Genomic DNA, 15,423 nt, shown 5'->3' with positions numbered 1-15,423 from the left:
TGACGCCGTCGGCCACGGGAACGCATGCCTTGTTAACGACCTGAACCGCATAAAGCGGACACCCCGTTTGTGCACGCCGTCCTCACGGCGGCATGCCGAATATCGGCATGCGCATGCGGTCGGCGCATGCGTAATTCCGGCCCTTCCGAATCCAGCCTTTGGAGCCGTTATGACAGACCAACCGGACGATGCTGGCCACGACATCACCCACCATATTTCGCTGCAGCAACAACAGCAGGTGCAGTACTGGACGACCCGACTGGGCGTTTCCCGCAACCAGCTGTTGCAGGCCATCGACGCGGTGGGCGACTCCGCGCCTCAGGTGGAAGCCTGGCTGAAATACAAAGCCCAGCTCGCTGGCTGAGGCGCGCGGCGCATGGATCAGAAACGCGTCGAGGTCAGCCGCTCCGACGCTTCCCATAGGCGCGCGGCGACTCCGGTGTCGCTCGCTTGTGCCGATATCTTCGCCGGTGCCGGCGTGCCCTTGAGTTCGTAAAAGCCGCTCGGTCCGTAGTAACCGGCAGCGGCGGCCAAGGGCGAGGTGGCCGCGAACAGCGTGGGCAGTGCGCCGGCAGCGGCGGACTGGCTCAGCCAGGGTTTTAACACCGCGCTCAACGCGTTGAGAACGAACTGCCCCCCTTCCGAATTAGGTCCGTTGGCGATCAGATCGGTGAGCGCCCATCCCGGATGCGCAGCATTGCTCCTCAGACCCCAGCCGTTCGCATCGCTGCGGCGCTGCAGTTCGAACGCGAACATCAGCATCGCCAGCTTCGACTGGCAATAGGCCTTTCCGGGTTTATAGAGCCGCTCGCCCTGCAGATCGCCGAAGTCGATCCTGCCCTGGCGGTGCGCCAGGCTGGCCAAGCTCACCACCCGCGCGCCATCGCTGGCCCGCAGCAACGGCAGCAATCGCGCGGTCAGCGCGAAGTGGCCCAGATAGTTGGTGCCGAACTGCATTTCGAAACCGTCGCTTGTCGTCTTCCGCTTCGGCAACGCCATCACGCCCGCGTTGTTCACCAGCGTATCCACGCGCGGGAACCGTTCCGCGATGCGCTTCGAAAAGTCGGCTGTCGACGCAAGACTGGCCAGATCCAACGTCTCCCAGTGGAGCCGCGCCGAAGGAATGGTGGCGCGGATCGCCTGCAGCGCAGCGCGCCCCTTGCCGTCGTTGCGGCCAGCCAGAATCACGTCGGCGCCCGCATCGGCCAGCGCGAGCGCGGTTTCGTAACCCAAACCGCCCGTGGCACCGGTGACAAGGGCGATCTTTCCGCTTTGCGGCGGAATGTCGTGGGTGGTCCAAGCGCTCATGACTTCTTTTCTCTCGATTCCGTGCGGGAAGAAATCACTGCGTCGCCAGCCACCAGGCTTCGCCCGCCTGCGGTCGCTGCAGATCCAAGCGCTGACCCATGGACGGAGTGGCCAGGCTCACGCCCTTTTCCGCAGCCAATGCGGAGATGCGGTCGAACGGTTCGTGCCAGGCGTGCATGGCCAGGTCGAAAGTGCCGTTGTGCACCGGCATCAGCCACTTTCCTTTCAGATCCAGGTGCGCCTGCAAGGTCTGCTCCGGCTGCATGTGCACGTGCGGCCATTGCTTGTCGTAGGCGCCGGTTTCCATCAGCGTCACGTCGAATGGACCGAAGCGCTCGCCGATGGCCTTGAAGCCGTCGAAATAGCCGGTGTCGCCGCTGAAGAACACGCGCAGATCGTCGTCCACGATTACCCACGACGCCCACAGCGATTCGTTGGCGTCGAACAGACCGCGTCCGGAGAAATGCTGGGCCGGCGTGGCCACGAAACGCACGCCGTCCACGGTGGCCGATTGCCACCAGTCGAACTGCTGCACTTTGTCCGCCGGCACGCCCCACTCGATCAGGGTGTCGCCCACGCCCAGCGGAGCGAGGAAATGTTCGGTCTTGCTGGCGAGCGCGAGGACCGCGGCGCGATCCAGATGGTCGTAATGGTTATGCGACAGCAGCACGCCCTTGATCGGCGGCAGCTCGGCCAGGGAGATCGGCGGCTGATGGAAGCGCTTGGGCCCGGCCCATTGCACCGGCGAGGCGCGGTCGGAGAACACCGGATCGGTCAGCCAGAATTCTCCACGCAGTTTCAGCAGCACGGTGGAATGCCCCAGCCGGAACAGGCTGCGGTCGGGCGCGGCCAGCAGTTCGGCGCGGGTCAGGGCCTGCAGCGGGAGGGCGCCGGCCGGCACGGTGTCGCGCGGCTTGTTGGTCAGTACGTTCCAGGCCAGGCGCACGGCCTTCAGGAAACCGGTGGGCGGCGTGGGCACATCGTTGCGGAACTTGCCCTCGTGCAGTTGCGGAGAGTCCGGGTAAGCGGGCGTGCGGGAGGTGGCATGGAGGACGCAGGCGGTCATGGTCAGGATTCCAAACAGGATCAGGGAGCGGAAGGGGAATTTCATGATTGATGGCACGGGCAGTGAGGGGGCGTTGCCTACACTGCACAGTGTAGTTCCCTATTTTCAAAAGTAAACCCCCCGGTGTAAAATGGCCGCATGTGCCCGACTTCCAAACTCTCCCCCACCCCGCAGCGCCTGACCGACCGCAAGCGCCTGGCCATCCTGCAGGCGGCCATCGACGAATTCCGGGGCAATGGCTTCGAGGCGACCAGCATGGACCGCATCGCCGCCACCGCCGGCGTCTCCAAGCGCACGGTCTACAACCACTTCCCCAGCAAGGACGCACTGTTCGCCGAGATCCTGGTGCAGCTGTGGGAAAAGAGCACCGCCCTGATCGACCTGGCCTACCGCCCCGATCGCCCGCTGCGCGAACAGTTGCTGGAATTGCTGCGGCAGAAACTGCGCATGCTGGACGACGCCAACTTCATCGATCTGGCGCGCGTGGCCATCGCCGAAACCATCCATTCGCCCGAACGCGCGCAAAGCATGGTGGCGCGGATGGGCAACAAAGAAGAAGGCGTGACGGTGTGGATCCGCGCCGCGCTGGCCGATGGACGGCTGAAGCCGCTCGATCCGGCCTTCGCCGCGCACCAGATCCAGGGGCTGGTGAAAAGCTTCGCCTTCTGGCCGCAGATCACCATGGGCGCACCGCCGCTGAGCGCTGAGATGCAGGAACAGGTGGCGGCCTCGGCGGTGGATATGTTCCTGGGCCACTACGCGAAAGACTGACCTGCGCTGCCGGCACGTCATTGCGTCCAGGTACGCGGTGGAGTCTTCAAAAAGCCCCTCTCCCCGCGGGAGAGGGGTTGGGGTGAGGGTGCGGCGGAGTAGCGCAGGCGAACAACCAATTTGGCGACAGAAGCACAGCGCGCCTGATAGCAAGAATTGCATACCGCACTTCACAGCCGTTTTCCTAGAATGACCGGAATCGTCCGCCTACCCGGACGTCAGGAGTCGCCCAGATGGAAACCCCTCGCGCTGGTTTCGGATCCTTGCTGTGGCTCGGCTTGCTGGCCGTCGTCGCCCCCCATCCCGCGGCCGCCCAGACAGCAACCGCAACCCATGCACCAGCGTCGGAAACGCAACGCGACGGACAGCATGATTTCGATTTCGAGATCGGCAGCTGGCGCACGCAACTCAAGCGGTTGGTCGATCCGCTGTCGGGTTCGAAAACCTGGGTCGAGTACGAAGGCACCACCGTGGTCAGGAAAATACTCGGGGGCCGCGCGAATCTGGTGGAACTGGATGTGCAAGGTCCTGCGGGTCGCATCGAAGGGCTGTCGTTGCGCCTGTACGATCCGCAAGCGCGCCAATGGAGCCTCAACTTCTCCAACATCAAGAGCGGCACGTTGAGTCCGCCGTCGATCGGGGGATTCAGCAACGGCCGTGGCGAGTTCTATTCGAAGGAGACGCTCGACGGCCGCGACATCCTGGTGCGTTTCGTCATTTCCGATATCACTCCGACTTCCTGCCATTTCGAACAAGCCTATTCGGCCGATGGCGGCAAGACCTGGGAGGTCAACTGGATCGCAACCGATACACGCGTGGCGGTGGAATCCGACGACGGTTGATCGTGCAGGGGAATTAAGGGGCTGGTTTGGGCGCGTGTTTTCTTTTGGCTGGCCTTTGCTCAGGCTCCTGAGGCTTCGGCTTGCCGGGGTCGGCGTTCTCCGGCAGCTGTCTTCCGTCTTTGTTCTGGTGTTGGCCGGGCTGTCCCCGCGAGTCGTGCTGTTCGCGGTAGCCGCTTTCCGGTGCGGGTCGATGCTTCTGCTTGGAGGCGGCCATGGCGATGGCTCCTGCGTTGCGGTCGAACCGCCACCCTTCCATGCCGCATGTTCATGCCGGGTGATGCGGCCCGTGCTTGCGTCACAAAGTGACGTATAGCCACAGAAAGCCGGCATTCGGCGGGATTAAACGGCGATATTCAATGACTTAGGAATGGCACTCAAGTTGCGTGTGCTGTAAGGAAACGCCACGAATAAGGCGTGCGCAGTCCCATTGATGGATCTTCCGATGAACCCTGTACAGACCCGCCGGCTTACCCAGGAGATGGCAGACACCTATCAACGCGCGTTGACGGGCGGGCCTTTCTATGCGGCGTCGTGGCTGCTGGTCGGCATCTACGGAAACGCCTTCGCGCGTGCGCCCGCGCTCAGCTGGGGCCTGCTGCTTGCCTTCATCGGACTGACGGTCTGGCGCTTTCTGCATCGTCCACTGCCCGAGGGCAGCGAAGTTCCCGCCATTGCGCGCTGGTTGCGCCTGCACTGGGGCATCGTGCTGCTCACTACCGCGTTATGGGGAGGATTGTTCTGCTGGGCCACACTCGATGCCGGATTCGGGCCGGCGCGCGTCACCGCGCTGCTGTTCACCCTGGGCCTGGCCACGGCGATAGCGCACGCCTTCAGCATGCGCCGCGGGTTCGCCTTTGCCGGCATCGCCTTGTTGTGCGTGCCGGGACTGCTGCTGCTCTGGATCAATCCCGAAGACCGGCCCAACGGGCTGATGATGGTGATCTATCTGGTCTACGTGGTGATCTCGCTGTTGCGCAGCTATGCCGAATACCAGCAGCGGCTGGATCTGGATCAGGAACTACGCAATCAGCGCGATCTGTTTTCGCGGCAAAGCCGCATCGATGCGTTGACCGAAGTGGCCAACCGCCGCCAATTCGCCGATGTGCTGGAAACGGCGACCGTGCGCGCCAGGGACAACGACCAGCCGCTGAGCCTGTTGCTGCTGGACATCGATCACTTCAAGCAGATCAACGACACCTATGGCCACATCGTCGGCGACGCCTGCCTGATGGCCATCGCCGCGCGCCTGAAAAGCAGCTTCAACGAACCGGGCGATCTGGCCGCGCGAGTCGGCGGCGAGGAATTCGGCGTGATCCTGCAGGGCCAGGATCTGGCAGCAGCCAGGCAGCGCGCCGAACGCTTCCGCGTCAGTCTGCTGGAGCACCCCATCGCGCCGGATGGCATCGCGCTGAACATGACCGCCAGCATCGGTGTCGCAGAATTCGACAGCAATCTGCATGAGGACGACGACGCGCTGTATCAGGCCGCCGACAGCGCGGTGTATCGGTCCAAGGCCGGCGGCCGCAACCGGGTCTGCTGCGAGGAATCGGCGCTGGCGTCGATCAGGGACGCGCTCTGACTGCGCTGCGGAAGACGTTTATTTCTGCAGGCGCCGAGCGATCAGTCGCCATTCCCTAGTTCGGAGAAATCCTCTGCGACCTGAGGAAACGCTTTCAGCACCGCACGCAGTATCCGTTCCATTCTCGCTATCCGCGCCTCCAGTTCGTTGATCCTGTCCGTCGGAGCCACTACGGGGGACGGAACCGTTTCTGCGACAGCGAGCTGCTCGGCAGGCTTGGTCCGCCTGCGGCGTATCTCGAGATGTTGGCGGACCAATCGCTGCAGCGCAGGCAATCGCGGGTCGCCTTCCAGGCATGTGCTCACGTAATCCCAGACATCAAGGCGCGCCCATCGGGCGAAGCGCTGGTAGACGGCGTGGAAATTGCCGTAGGACTTCGGCAGCTGGGGCCAGGTGGAATCGGTTGCAGCGATCCACAGAACCGCTTCAATGAATCTGCGCGTGCTCAGTCCACCGATGGACTTGGTGGCCAGCTGGCCGGGAAGACGGGAGGCCAGGAAATACCACCTGCGGACCGGCAACTGGCCTTCAGGAGGATCGTCCTGCCTGGAGTGCGAGATTCCTGCCGCAACGACGGTATTGGAAGTGTCTCTGGAACGCTGAACCATCGACTTCCCCAAGCGGATGCTGTGCGGGTAACAACGCGTTGCCGCCGTCGAAGCGGTCATATTCCAACGGCGGCATAGGATACGGGTACGGCAATGCGGTTTGCACTGGGGGCGACGGCATTCTACGAGGTCTTGAGCGCGCGTGGCACGCTACTGTCGATTCCGCACGCGCCCGTTCGTCGTTCCTGGGAGAGGCAGGGTTCCCTTCCATAACGCAGCGGGAAAGACGGACATGGGCAAGATCATCGTGGAACAGATCGTCAGCGCGGACGGCTACGCGGCGGAAGAAGACGGCGGCATCGGCTTCTTTTATCCCGCGGGCGATTTCAGCGACGCAGAGCCCGATCAGATGCGGATGATGTCCACGGTCGGCGCGATCGTGTTCGGTGCGACGACCTACCGCATGTTCGCCGACTATTGGCCCAAGGCCGATGCGAATGTCGAACGCGTCGCCGGCCCGATCAACGGCCTGCCCAAGTTCGTCGTGTCTTCGACCTTGCCGACCGCGCCATGGGGCGATGGCGGCACCGTGGAAATACTTCGCGGCGACGGCGTGCAGGCAGTGCGCGCAGTGCGCGCGCGCATCGGCGGCGACCTGATCCTCTGGGGCAGCCTGACCTTGTGCGATGCGCTGTTGCGCGCCGGCGAAGTCGACGTGCTGCGTCTGCGGATCGTGCCGGTGCTGATCGGTCGCGGCCGTTCCTTCACGCCCGCCGATCTTGGCGAACGCCGTCTGTCCCTGGTCAGCGCCAAGTCGTTCGCCGGTGGGCTCGCGGTGTTGGAGTACGCCATCGAGCGGTGAACTCCACTCTCCAACGCCTGCGGCCTTCATCGCCGGATCACGCTTCTGCGCATAGCCTCGTGACGTTTCTCACAGTCGGAGAGCGAAATGCCGCGTGGAGACAAATCGTCCTATTCGGACAAGCAGAAGCGACAGGCCGGACACATCGAGGAAAGCGAGCGCGAGCAGGGACGCTCGGAAGAGGCCGCCGAACGGATCGCCTGGGCCACCGTCAACAAGCAGGACGGCGGCGCCAAGGGCAGCGGCCGCAAGACGGCGACGAAAACCGCCAAGAAGACCGCGAGCAGGAAATCGACCACCAAGAAGACGGCCAAGAAGACCGCGAGCAAAAAATCCACCAGCAAGAAGTAGGGCGGGCACTGCCCGCCAGCTCCTAGCGCGACTCGAAAAACACGGCAGGCGCACCCACCTCCGTTTGCGGCATGATGCGCGCAGGGGAAACCTGTCTTCCTCCAAGGAGCGTGCCGATGCGCGTATGGATCGTGTTCCACATTCTGATGTTGGCCTCGGCCACGGCCAATGCCGCCGATGTATGCCCAGGCCTGGATCAACAGCGGGCGGCACCGGAGGTCGCCACCCGCATCGCCGCCTACGCCTGCCACGAGCACAGCCTGTGGTACCGGCCCTTCATCGATCGCAACGGCCGTATCGCCAACAGCGCGATCACCGAAGCCGAAGCACAGCCGTTGGGCGATGGCCAGACCGAGGCTTGGCGTCGGGTAGCCGGTTATTGGCAGCAAAGCGGGGTGTTGCGCCAGGTAGGCCAACTGCCAGGCGCCAGCGAGTGCGAGGGCGCCGCCGCCGGCAACTATCCTTCGCCCGCTTGCCGCGGTTTCGTCATCGACAACCCCTGGTCGGCGGCTTTCATTTCCTGGGTGATGCGGAAGGCCGGCGTACCGGGCTTCCGCGCTTCGGCCAGCCATATCACTTATGTGCGCGACGCTTACCAGCGTCCGGAAACCAGCGCCTATCAGTTCGTCGATCCTGCGCATGCCAAACCCGGGGCCGGCGACATGCTCTGTTACGTGCGGAACGGCAACCGCACGTACGGCTACGAAGGTTTGTCTTCGGTGGTGAGCGCGGGCAGCGCGGGTCTGGAGATGCACTGCGAGATCGTGGTGGCTGCCAACCCCGGCAACGACAATACCGCCTACCTGATCAGCGGTAATGTGCAACAAGCCGTGATCATGCGATTGCTGCCCTTGAACCGCAACGGCGAGTTCTGGGGCTTGCCGTACCGCAATGGCGGCGAGTCGCTGTGCGCGCCGGACAACGAGGCGGCCTGCAACGTCAACCGCCAGGACTGGGCGGTGTTGCTGAAGCTCAAACCCGCAGATGTCCTGGCGAAGTTGCCGGGCGCGTCCAGCCTCGCCCCGGTTCCTGCCGAGCCGTTGCCTACGCAGGCGCCAACCTGCTGTGTGCAATGCGTGGTGGGGTCGGGCGTCCCGCGGTGTCCGCCGACCGGGGAACCTTAGGCATCAAAAAGAGGTGAGGCTGGGGAAAAGTTCTCCGACTTCTATCGCCAGGCGCAATGCGATGACGGTCACACGATCGCATTGTCCTCATCGACAATCCAGCCATCGGGTTTCAGCCATTGGAAATGGCCATGCTATTTTTTCAGTCGCGCGGCTTTGGGAGGGGCTGCCGTTGGGCTTGGCCATCGTGGCCACGGCTTTCGGATACTGGGGAAATCGATGACCTGCATACAACAGAAGCGGGCCTTGCAGCCTGCGACGAGCGGCGTTGAACGGCAAAAGCAACTACCGCCGCTTTGGCAGGAATCGATAATCCAAAACGCACGCCAAGAGGCCGAACGCATCGGCAAGGCGCGCCGCCGCAAGAAGCTTTCCTTTTCCATCGCCGCCACCCTGGTCGCAGGCGTGGTCGCGCGGCCCACGACCGTGCACGCGACCGAGCATAAAGATCCCATCACCGGCGTGGCCGACCACGACAAGCCAAGCGGTACCGGAGGCTACGTCCCTGGTTACGACCTCAGCTCCGATGGCACGGCCCTGCACTACCGTTTCGCCAATGGCGACAACGTGGCGCTGGAAGGCGTCGACCGCGACGTGATTGCCATGTCCGTCACCGGCGGCAACCCGCCGGTCGTGCTGGACGTGGTCGGCGGCGGCTGGCTGGAGCTGTCGGCGATCCGCGGCGAGAGCAGCACCGTGGGCAGCGCGGTCGGCATCCTCAACGACGGCAATACGGTCACCGTCAACGGCAACACCAGGATCTCCACCAACGCCGACGACCTGGATTTCGGTACGGTCCGGGGTAACGGTGCGCAAGGAGTGATCGGCCGCGGCCGCAGCACCACGACCTTCAACGGCGCCACCGACATCCACGCCCGTACGCAGGGCCATGCGCGTGCGGTCTGGGCCGATAGAACCAGCACCATCATCTTCAACGGCCCGACCACGATCCTGGCCGAGAGCCGCGGCACGCTCGATGCGGTCTACAGCTCCGATGGCCGCATAACCTTCAACGGCGACACCACCATCTCGGCGCTGTCGATCTGGCCCAGCGACAACGCCCATGCGATCTACAACGATGGCGTCGGCAGCCGGCTGACGGTGAACGGCGACCTGTCGCTGACCACGGTCGCGATGGGCTCGACCGCATTCGGCGTGCGCAACCAGGGGAACATGGAAGTCAACGGCGACACCACGGTCAATGTCCAGGGACCCCGCTCCACGCATGGGATCGCCAACACGCATTGGCGGGCGCGGATGACCTGGAATGGTAATATCGACGTGCGCGTGCGCAGCGAAGGGCCGGAAAACGGCTACACGCCGTTCGGCAAGCCCTCCGGCCTCAGCAACGACCGCTCGCCCGGTGCGGTGATGACGTTCAACGGCGCCGTCAATGTCGATGTCGCCTCGGAGACGGAAACCTACGGACTGGTCAGCACGGGCACCATCGACTTCACTTCGCCCACCGCGCCGGTGTCGTTCACCGTCGCCAACGTTTGCAACCCGCCCGACCACCCGAATTGTGCTGATGTTGACGTGTACGGTATCCGCAACTTCGGCACTGTCAACGTCGCCGGCGGCCTGACCGTGTCGACCACCGCGGGCGGCACCGGCGCTGCGTATTCGATCTGGAGCGTGCCCCTCGACACGCAGAACGCGAGCGTCGCGGTCAACCAGGCCGGTGGCCACACCGTGCAGCTCGACGGCGATATCGTGACCGCCAGCAACACAGGCAACGGATTTCTCGGCTCGGTCGACCTCAACCTGGATACCTCCGATTCCTGGTTGCGCGGCTCGGTCGGCGGCCTGCAGACCGCCACCGGCTTCAGCGTCGGCAAGGCCGATCTGACGTTCGCCAACGGCGCAACGTGGATCCCGCAAGGCACGGGCACATTGAGCAATGATTTCGGTTCCGGATCCCTTGGCTTTGGCAACGGCGGTGCGATCGACATGGCCGCGTACTGGGGAACCTTTTCGCCCGCGTCTGTCCCCACGCATTCGTATCGCACCTTGCTGATCGACAGCAGCAGCACCAGTACCGGCGCCACCGTGGCGTTGGCCGACGGCGCGCGGTTTCTGGTGCTCAGCGACATCACCGGCATAAAGGGCACGGCCAGTGCCGACCAGATCGTGTTCGGCAGCGGCATCAGAACCTTCTCCGCCACCGGCACGCAGGGCGTGGGAATCGTCTACGACCCGGTGCTGGACGACACTTCCTGGGTCAACGCCGCGGCCGTCCGCGACGGCAGGTCGATTCAGGCCGATGCGGCGCTCGCCATCGTCGATGCGAGCGCGGCCGCGGGCGGAAGCGCCACGTTCTCGGCAGTCGCAGGCCTGGATGGCGAATGGAGCGGAACCTACGAAAACGACCTGGTGAAGTTCGCTTACACCCCGCAAGTAGCGCTGAGCGCTGATGGAAAGCGGATCTTGCTGACCGGCATCACCATCCACGGCACGGGCGGTGACGGTGACGGTGACGGTGACGGTGACGGCGGCGGCGGCGGCGGGGACATCGGCATCCTGCCCTCGGAAACGGTACAGACCGCCGCCGATGCGGCCGACAGCCTGGCCAACTTGTGGAAGATCAGCGGGCAGACTTCGCTGCAACGCGTGCGTGGCCAGACGCGCGACAATATCGCGGATCAATCGGGCGTGTGGGTGAGGGCCGATACCGGCGAACTCACCGCAAAGACCGCATATTCCCGCCGTTATCGCCAGGACTACAGTGGCCTGACCCTGGGCGCGGATCATGGCTTCGCGCTGGCCAACTCGTCCGCCGCAATCGGCTTCACTGCAAGCCACCTGCGGTCGACCGCGCGCTACGCGCAAGGCCGTGGCGAGTTGAGCGGAACCACGCTGGGGTTGTACGGCCGCTGGAGCGCCGACAGTGGCGCCTATGTGCTGCTCGGGGCGGGCGCTTCGGCGCTGCAGAACCGATATTCCGCGCGCGATTCCCAGGGCCGCGAAATCGCCGGCAAGTACCGGACCGAAGCGGGTCAGCTCTATGCCGAAGGGGGATACCCGTTCCAGCTTTCCAAGTCTTACTACCTGGAACCGCAGCTCGGCCTGTCGGTGGGCGTCATCCGCGACAGCCAGCACACCACGCTTAATGGCGTGCGTATCGATCAGGACAGGTTCGATAGCTCGTTCGCACGAGTCGGCGTCGCCTTCGGCAGGAAGCTGCAGGGAACGCGGCGGCAAGGCAATGTGTACGCGCGGGCATCGGCATTGCACTACTTCGGCGACAACCTGGATATCACCGCCTCGATGGATGGGGGTAGCATCGTGCCGGAGACGGCCAAGCGCAAAGGCACGGGGGGCGAACTCGTGCTGGGCGCCGACGTGGGCTTCAGCGGCAAGAATACGGGGCTGTTCTTCGAAGCATCCGTGGCCTCGGGCATGGAAACGAAGCGGCATTGGGCCGTGCAGGCGGGATTTCGGCACAGCTGGTAGGCACTACCGCCTCCGGGCGGTGCGGCAATCGATTTCCGCTAAGGCAATGAAGGTAGGCGTCCACCACGGTACCGTCGCCGAGTCGTATCGGGGTTAGGACGCGCGCATAACCATCGTCTTCGAACGCATCGAGCCTGGCCCGCACTCCGTCGGATTCTCCGAGCTGAAGAGAGAATCCCCCGAAGTGCCTACTCCAGCGGAAACCACACCTTGAGCTTGTTCATCCTTGCTTCGTACTCCGGTCGATAGGCGCAGTAATCCTTCTCCTTTTTTGTTGCCAGGTGGCTGCACGCTTCGGACACCTCCTGATCGGCATCCGCACTGAGCACATCTGGCCATGAACCATACGCAGGATTGGGAATGATGAACCAGCGCTTGCCCCACAACGGCGCCAGCTTGGCTTCGTTGTCCGCATAAACGGCCTGACTCTCGACGAAGTCCTTCAAGTTGTCGCCGACCAGCATGGCGATACGATGCTTGGTCGCAATCTTCTGGCGTATCGCCTCCTTGGATTGCAGGTCGGCGTACATGCCCTTCAGATAGAACGCGGAGCGATCCTTGGCCTTGGGAAACCCCAGCTTTTCCATCCGCGACATGGTGTCGAGCAGCTGCGGACAATCCGCCCGCAGTTTCAGTTCGTCTTTTACCTTGTCTATCGGCTTCCTGCACTCGCGGTTGGTCACGTAATAGATCCTGGCTGCCTTGGAAGCATCCTTGACGAAATCCACCGCTCCGGCGATAGCCAGCGCTTCTTCGGACTTGACCCATATTTCCCATCGATCGTCGTCGTACAGTTCGCGCTGCTTGATTTGAAAAGCCTGATAAGCGGAATTGTCCAGCAGGGTTTCGTCAAGATCGAAGATGATGGCCGCAGGACGTTTCGCCCAGGGCGATTTCGCGCCGCACGTGCCCTTGCTCTGCTGCAGTTGCCCGGCCTCGGCCGTACCGCACTTGGTCGCGGTTTTCAGCTGCGCTCTGGCACCTTCGAACGCCTGCAGGGCAGCGGCCCGGTATTCGGCGCTGTGCTGCATCCACAATGTAGCGTAGAGGATCTCGCGAGAACGTTGCGCATTGGCTTCGTCTGTTCCGCCGGGACCCTCTACGCTTTCAACGCTCTGACTTTTGGTCGGTGTGTGCTCACATCCCAGGAGGAGCAAAAAAATCACCCAGATTAGTAATAGCGATTTCATAAGGATCTCCCATCGACCCCCGTAAACTTGCCAACGAGGGAATCCCACATGAGCGGTCACGCCAGATTGCGCCGTCTGTCGGACACCGAAAGACTACGTTACGGGGGGGCATCCAGGCAGTGCGGGCGCCCGCCGGCCTCCAGGTCAGGTAGCCTTGTCGCCACCCTTATTCAGGACCCAGGCGATGCCCCGATTGAAACTGGACCCCATCCGATCGCGCAACCTGACCAACGACTACGCCAAATGGCTGCTGCAGGAAAAACGCGAACGCACCCCGGCCAGCGGCAAGTTGTTCGCCAAACGCAACACCATTGGAGGCCGCCGCTTCCATGGGTTCACCGAGGCCCAGATCTGCACCATCATCGGCGGCGATTACTACGACGAATAACGCTGGAGGCCTGTCCGACCTCCACCTCATCTTCACGCCGCGATGATACGAATGCGGGTAAGGGAACATGGCGATTTTATTTTCCATGGAGTGCGGCCGTGAGCGTCAAGAATCACCTTCCCCCGGAGTTGGACCCTGCCGAACCCGATGCGACTCTTGAGCCGCCACATGAAGTGGGAGAGCAGCCGGGAAAACGATCGGGCGAGGAACGCAACGATCCGGAAGTGGAGCCAGGTGCGCGCGAAGGAAAACCCTGAACGGACGCGTGGATTATTCTGTTTTTGGCTCGCGCGCGCCCATCACCAGCAGCCACAGGCAGATGCCGATCTCACCCAGCGCAGCCGGAAGCCTGACGAAGCCGGCAATACCGCTTTCCGCGTAACCGGGAAAGAGCACGCGCCCGGTGAAATTGATGAGATAACCGAAACAACCCAGCATCAACAGGATGCCCAGCGTCTTGGGCAGAATTCCCGACTTGAACACCAGGTACCCGAACGGAAGCAGCCACAAACCCCAGAAAATCTGCGTGACCAGCAAACCGTCGCCATAGGCATCGAGCGACCACATGACCCGCGCCTGCAACTCCTCCACGCTGAAGGCCTGCAGATAATCCGCCCCGCTCAGCAGCGTCAGGACTTCGAATTTGTCGAGCGTGGCGGCGATGGCAATGGGGACGCTGACCACGGCGAACGCCACCATCAGCACGGCCGGTTGTTTGCCGTAAGGACTAAGCAGTCGGTACAGCGCCAAGGGCAGCAACAGGAACGCGGTGTAACAGATCAGTCCTGCCACCATGCCCAGCCGGAACAGCGATTCGTGGGCGACGATGTTGCGGACCGTGGCCACCGCGTCTCCCGTCGTATCGATCTGCGAAGGGACGTAGGCCAGGCTGAAGATGCCGGCCAGCACGACGATCAGATACAGCAAACCGGCGATCCTTGCGGTGCGCTTGTTCGATTGCATGTCCTGCTCCCCGTTCCAGGGCGGATAAGGTCTCCGCCAGTAAGACGCCCGGCAAGGCCGACGATTCCGCCATGCCGGCGCCGCCATGCATTCTGGCTCCCGAGGCTGGCCCGGCTGAAGGCGCGTTGGTCATGGTGACTATGGGCATGGTCGGCGCCCGGGCGTAGCAGCCGCGGACGATCGCCGGCCCGCAGCGCCGCAGACCGGATTGGTCTCGCCAGGGGGTTCCGGGAGTAAGATGCCCCCGGCGCTCCCACAGCCATCGTTATCCGCAGTACTCGCGTTTGGTTTCCGCCCGCCCTATCCCTTGCGTGCCATCACCCAAACCCCGAAGGAGCCCCGTCATGAACGCCCTGCCGCAACTCTGGCTGCCCATCCTGGTCGCCGCGGTCCTGGTGTACATCGCCAGCAGTCTGATCCACATGGTCTTCAAGTGGCACAACAGCGACTACAAGAAACTGGCCAACGAAGACGAAGTGCAGGCCGTCCTGCGCAAGGGCGCGCCGGCGGTCGGCCAGTACGGCATCCCCCACTGCACGGACATGAAGGCCATGCGCGACGAAGCCATGATGAAGAAGTACGTGGATGGTCCGGTGGCTTTCCTTACCGTCATGAAAAGCGGCGCACCCAGGATGGGCGGCATGCTGATCCGCTGGTTCTTGTTCAATCTCGTGGTCGCCCTGATTGCCGGCGCCATCGCCTTGCAGGTCTACGGCTTGCCCGGCAACGCCCACTACGCCGGGCACCTGGTCGGCCTGGTCACCTTCCTCACCTACGCCGGCGGCAGCGTGCAGTACGGCATCTGGATGGGCAAACCGTGGAGCAGCGTACTCAAGGATCTGTTGGACGCCCTGATCTACGGCGTTGTCAGCGCGCTGGCGTTCTGGTGGTTGTGGCCGGCCTGATCAGGCGCTAGTTAGCGGCGTCGCAGACGGAAAAGGCGGCTTTATGGCCGCCTTTTTTATGCGCATTCTTCAT

15 protein-coding genes and 1 pseudogene are annotated in these 15,423 nt (G+C 63.3%); 11 read left to right on the top strand and 5 right to left on the bottom strand.

Annotated elements, in window-relative coordinates; genetic code table 11:
* Window positions 1-169 precede the first annotated feature (169 nt).
* Window positions 170-364: a DUF3606 domain-containing protein gene (locus tag BLR66_RS09865; RefSeq protein WP_093285068.1), complete on the top strand. Its 195-nt coding sequence runs from the start codon at window positions 170-172 to the stop codon at window positions 362-364.
* A gap of 17 nt (window positions 365-381) precedes the next feature.
* Here the strand turns inward: BLR66_RS09865 and BLR66_RS09860 are convergent, their stop codons facing one another.
* Together BLR66_RS09860 and BLR66_RS09855 are read right to left on the bottom strand one after the other, a co-directional pair.
* Window positions 382-1,308: an SDR family oxidoreductase gene (locus tag BLR66_RS09860; protein ID WP_093285064.1), complete on the bottom strand. Its 927-nt coding sequence runs from the start codon at window positions 1,306-1,308 to the stop codon at window positions 382-384.
* Between the two features lie 34 nt (window positions 1,309-1,342).
* On the bottom strand, window positions 1,343-2,374 hold the full coding sequence (locus BLR66_RS09855; protein WP_093287706.1) for an MBL fold metallo-hydrolase: 1,032 nt from the start codon (window positions 2,372-2,374) through the stop codon (window positions 1,343-1,345).
* 138 nt (window positions 2,375-2,512) lie between these two features.
* On the opposite strand from BLR66_RS09855, the gene BLR66_RS09850 reads away from it, so the two are divergent.
* From BLR66_RS09850 to BLR66_RS09840, 3 genes are all read left to right on the top strand, one after another.
* Complete coding sequence (locus BLR66_RS09850) at window positions 2,513-3,145, top strand: TetR/AcrR family transcriptional regulator (RefSeq protein WP_093285060.1); 633 nt, start codon at window positions 2,513-2,515, stop codon at window positions 3,143-3,145.
* 233 nt (window positions 3,146-3,378) lie between these two features.
* Window positions 3,379-3,987, top strand: a complete 609-nt coding sequence (locus tag BLR66_RS09845; protein ID WP_093285056.1) for a hypothetical protein — start codon at window positions 3,379-3,381, stop codon at window positions 3,985-3,987.
* A 442-nt stretch (window positions 3,988-4,429) separates the two neighbouring features.
* Window positions 4,430-5,566, top strand: a complete 1,137-nt coding sequence (locus BLR66_RS09840; RefSeq protein WP_176943830.1) for a GGDEF domain-containing protein — start codon at window positions 4,430-4,432, stop codon at window positions 5,564-5,566.
* Between the two features lie 41 nt (window positions 5,567-5,607).
* Here the strand turns inward: BLR66_RS09840 and BLR66_RS09835 are convergent, their stop codons facing one another.
* On the bottom strand, window positions 5,608-6,174 hold the full coding sequence (locus tag BLR66_RS09835; protein WP_176943829.1) for a transposase: 567 nt from the start codon (window positions 6,172-6,174) through the stop codon (window positions 5,608-5,610).
* A gap of 232 nt (window positions 6,175-6,406) precedes the next feature.
* Here BLR66_RS09835 and BLR66_RS09830 point away from each other — a divergent pair, with 232 nt between their 5' ends.
* The 4 genes and pseudogenes from BLR66_RS09830 to BLR66_RS09815 all read left to right on the top strand — a co-directional run bounded on the left by BLR66_RS09830 (window position 6,407) and on the right by BLR66_RS09815 (window position 11,904).
* Window positions 6,407-6,976: a dihydrofolate reductase family protein gene (locus tag BLR66_RS09830; protein WP_093285043.1), complete on the top strand. Its 570-nt coding sequence runs from the start codon at window positions 6,407-6,409 to the stop codon at window positions 6,974-6,976.
* Window positions 6,977-7,063: 87 nt separating this feature from the next.
* Window positions 7,064-7,324: pseudogene (locus BLR66_RS19315) on the top strand (HupB); the annotation flags it as partial.
* A gap of 119 nt (window positions 7,325-7,443) precedes the next feature.
* Window positions 7,444-8,451: a DUF2272 domain-containing protein gene (locus tag BLR66_RS09820; protein WP_176943828.1), complete on the top strand. Its 1,008-nt coding sequence runs from the start codon at window positions 7,444-7,446 to the stop codon at window positions 8,449-8,451.
* Between the two features lie 219 nt (window positions 8,452-8,670).
* Window positions 8,671-11,904, top strand: a complete 3,234-nt coding sequence (locus BLR66_RS09815; protein WP_093285033.1) for an autotransporter outer membrane beta-barrel domain-containing protein — start codon at window positions 8,671-8,673, stop codon at window positions 11,902-11,904.
* Between the two features lie 188 nt (window positions 11,905-12,092).
* Here the strand turns inward: BLR66_RS09815 and BLR66_RS09810 are convergent, their stop codons facing one another.
* On the bottom strand, window positions 12,093-13,094 hold the full coding sequence (locus BLR66_RS09810; RefSeq protein ID WP_093285029.1) for a 5'-nucleotidase, lipoprotein e(P4) family: 1,002 nt from the start codon (window positions 13,092-13,094) through the stop codon (window positions 12,093-12,095).
* Window positions 13,095-13,278: 184 nt separating this feature from the next.
* Between BLR66_RS09810 and BLR66_RS09805 the strand changes: the two genes are divergently transcribed.
* On the top strand, window positions 13,279-13,482 hold the full coding sequence (locus BLR66_RS09805) for a hypothetical protein (protein WP_143014611.1): 204 nt from the start codon (window positions 13,279-13,281) through the stop codon (window positions 13,480-13,482).
* Between the two features lie 98 nt (window positions 13,483-13,580).
* A complete protein-coding gene (locus BLR66_RS19205; protein ID WP_176943827.1) occupies window positions 13,581-13,739 on the top strand; it encodes a hypothetical protein in 159 nt (52 codons plus the stop codon).
* 13 nt (window positions 13,740-13,752) lie between these two features.
* Here the strand turns inward: BLR66_RS19205 and BLR66_RS09800 are convergent, their stop codons facing one another.
* Entirely contained in the window at window positions 13,753-14,445 is a 693-nt protein-coding gene (locus BLR66_RS09800) for a DUF4386 domain-containing protein (RefSeq protein WP_093285021.1), read from the bottom strand.
* A gap of 344 nt (window positions 14,446-14,789) precedes the next feature.
* Here BLR66_RS09800 and BLR66_RS09795 point away from each other — a divergent pair, with 344 nt between their 5' ends.
* Window positions 14,790-15,350, top strand: a complete 561-nt coding sequence (locus BLR66_RS09795; protein ID WP_093285016.1) for a hypothetical protein — start codon at window positions 14,790-14,792, stop codon at window positions 15,348-15,350.
* Window positions 15,351-15,423 lie beyond the last annotated feature (73 nt).

It is taken from the genome of Pseudoxanthomonas sp. CF125 (genome assembly GCF_900104085.1).
Lineage (GTDB): Bacteria > Pseudomonadota > Gammaproteobacteria > Xanthomonadales > Xanthomonadaceae > Pseudoxanthomonas_A.
The sequence above is the reverse complement of the archived record's forward strand: the minus strand, read 5'-3'. Positions and strand labels throughout refer to the sequence as shown.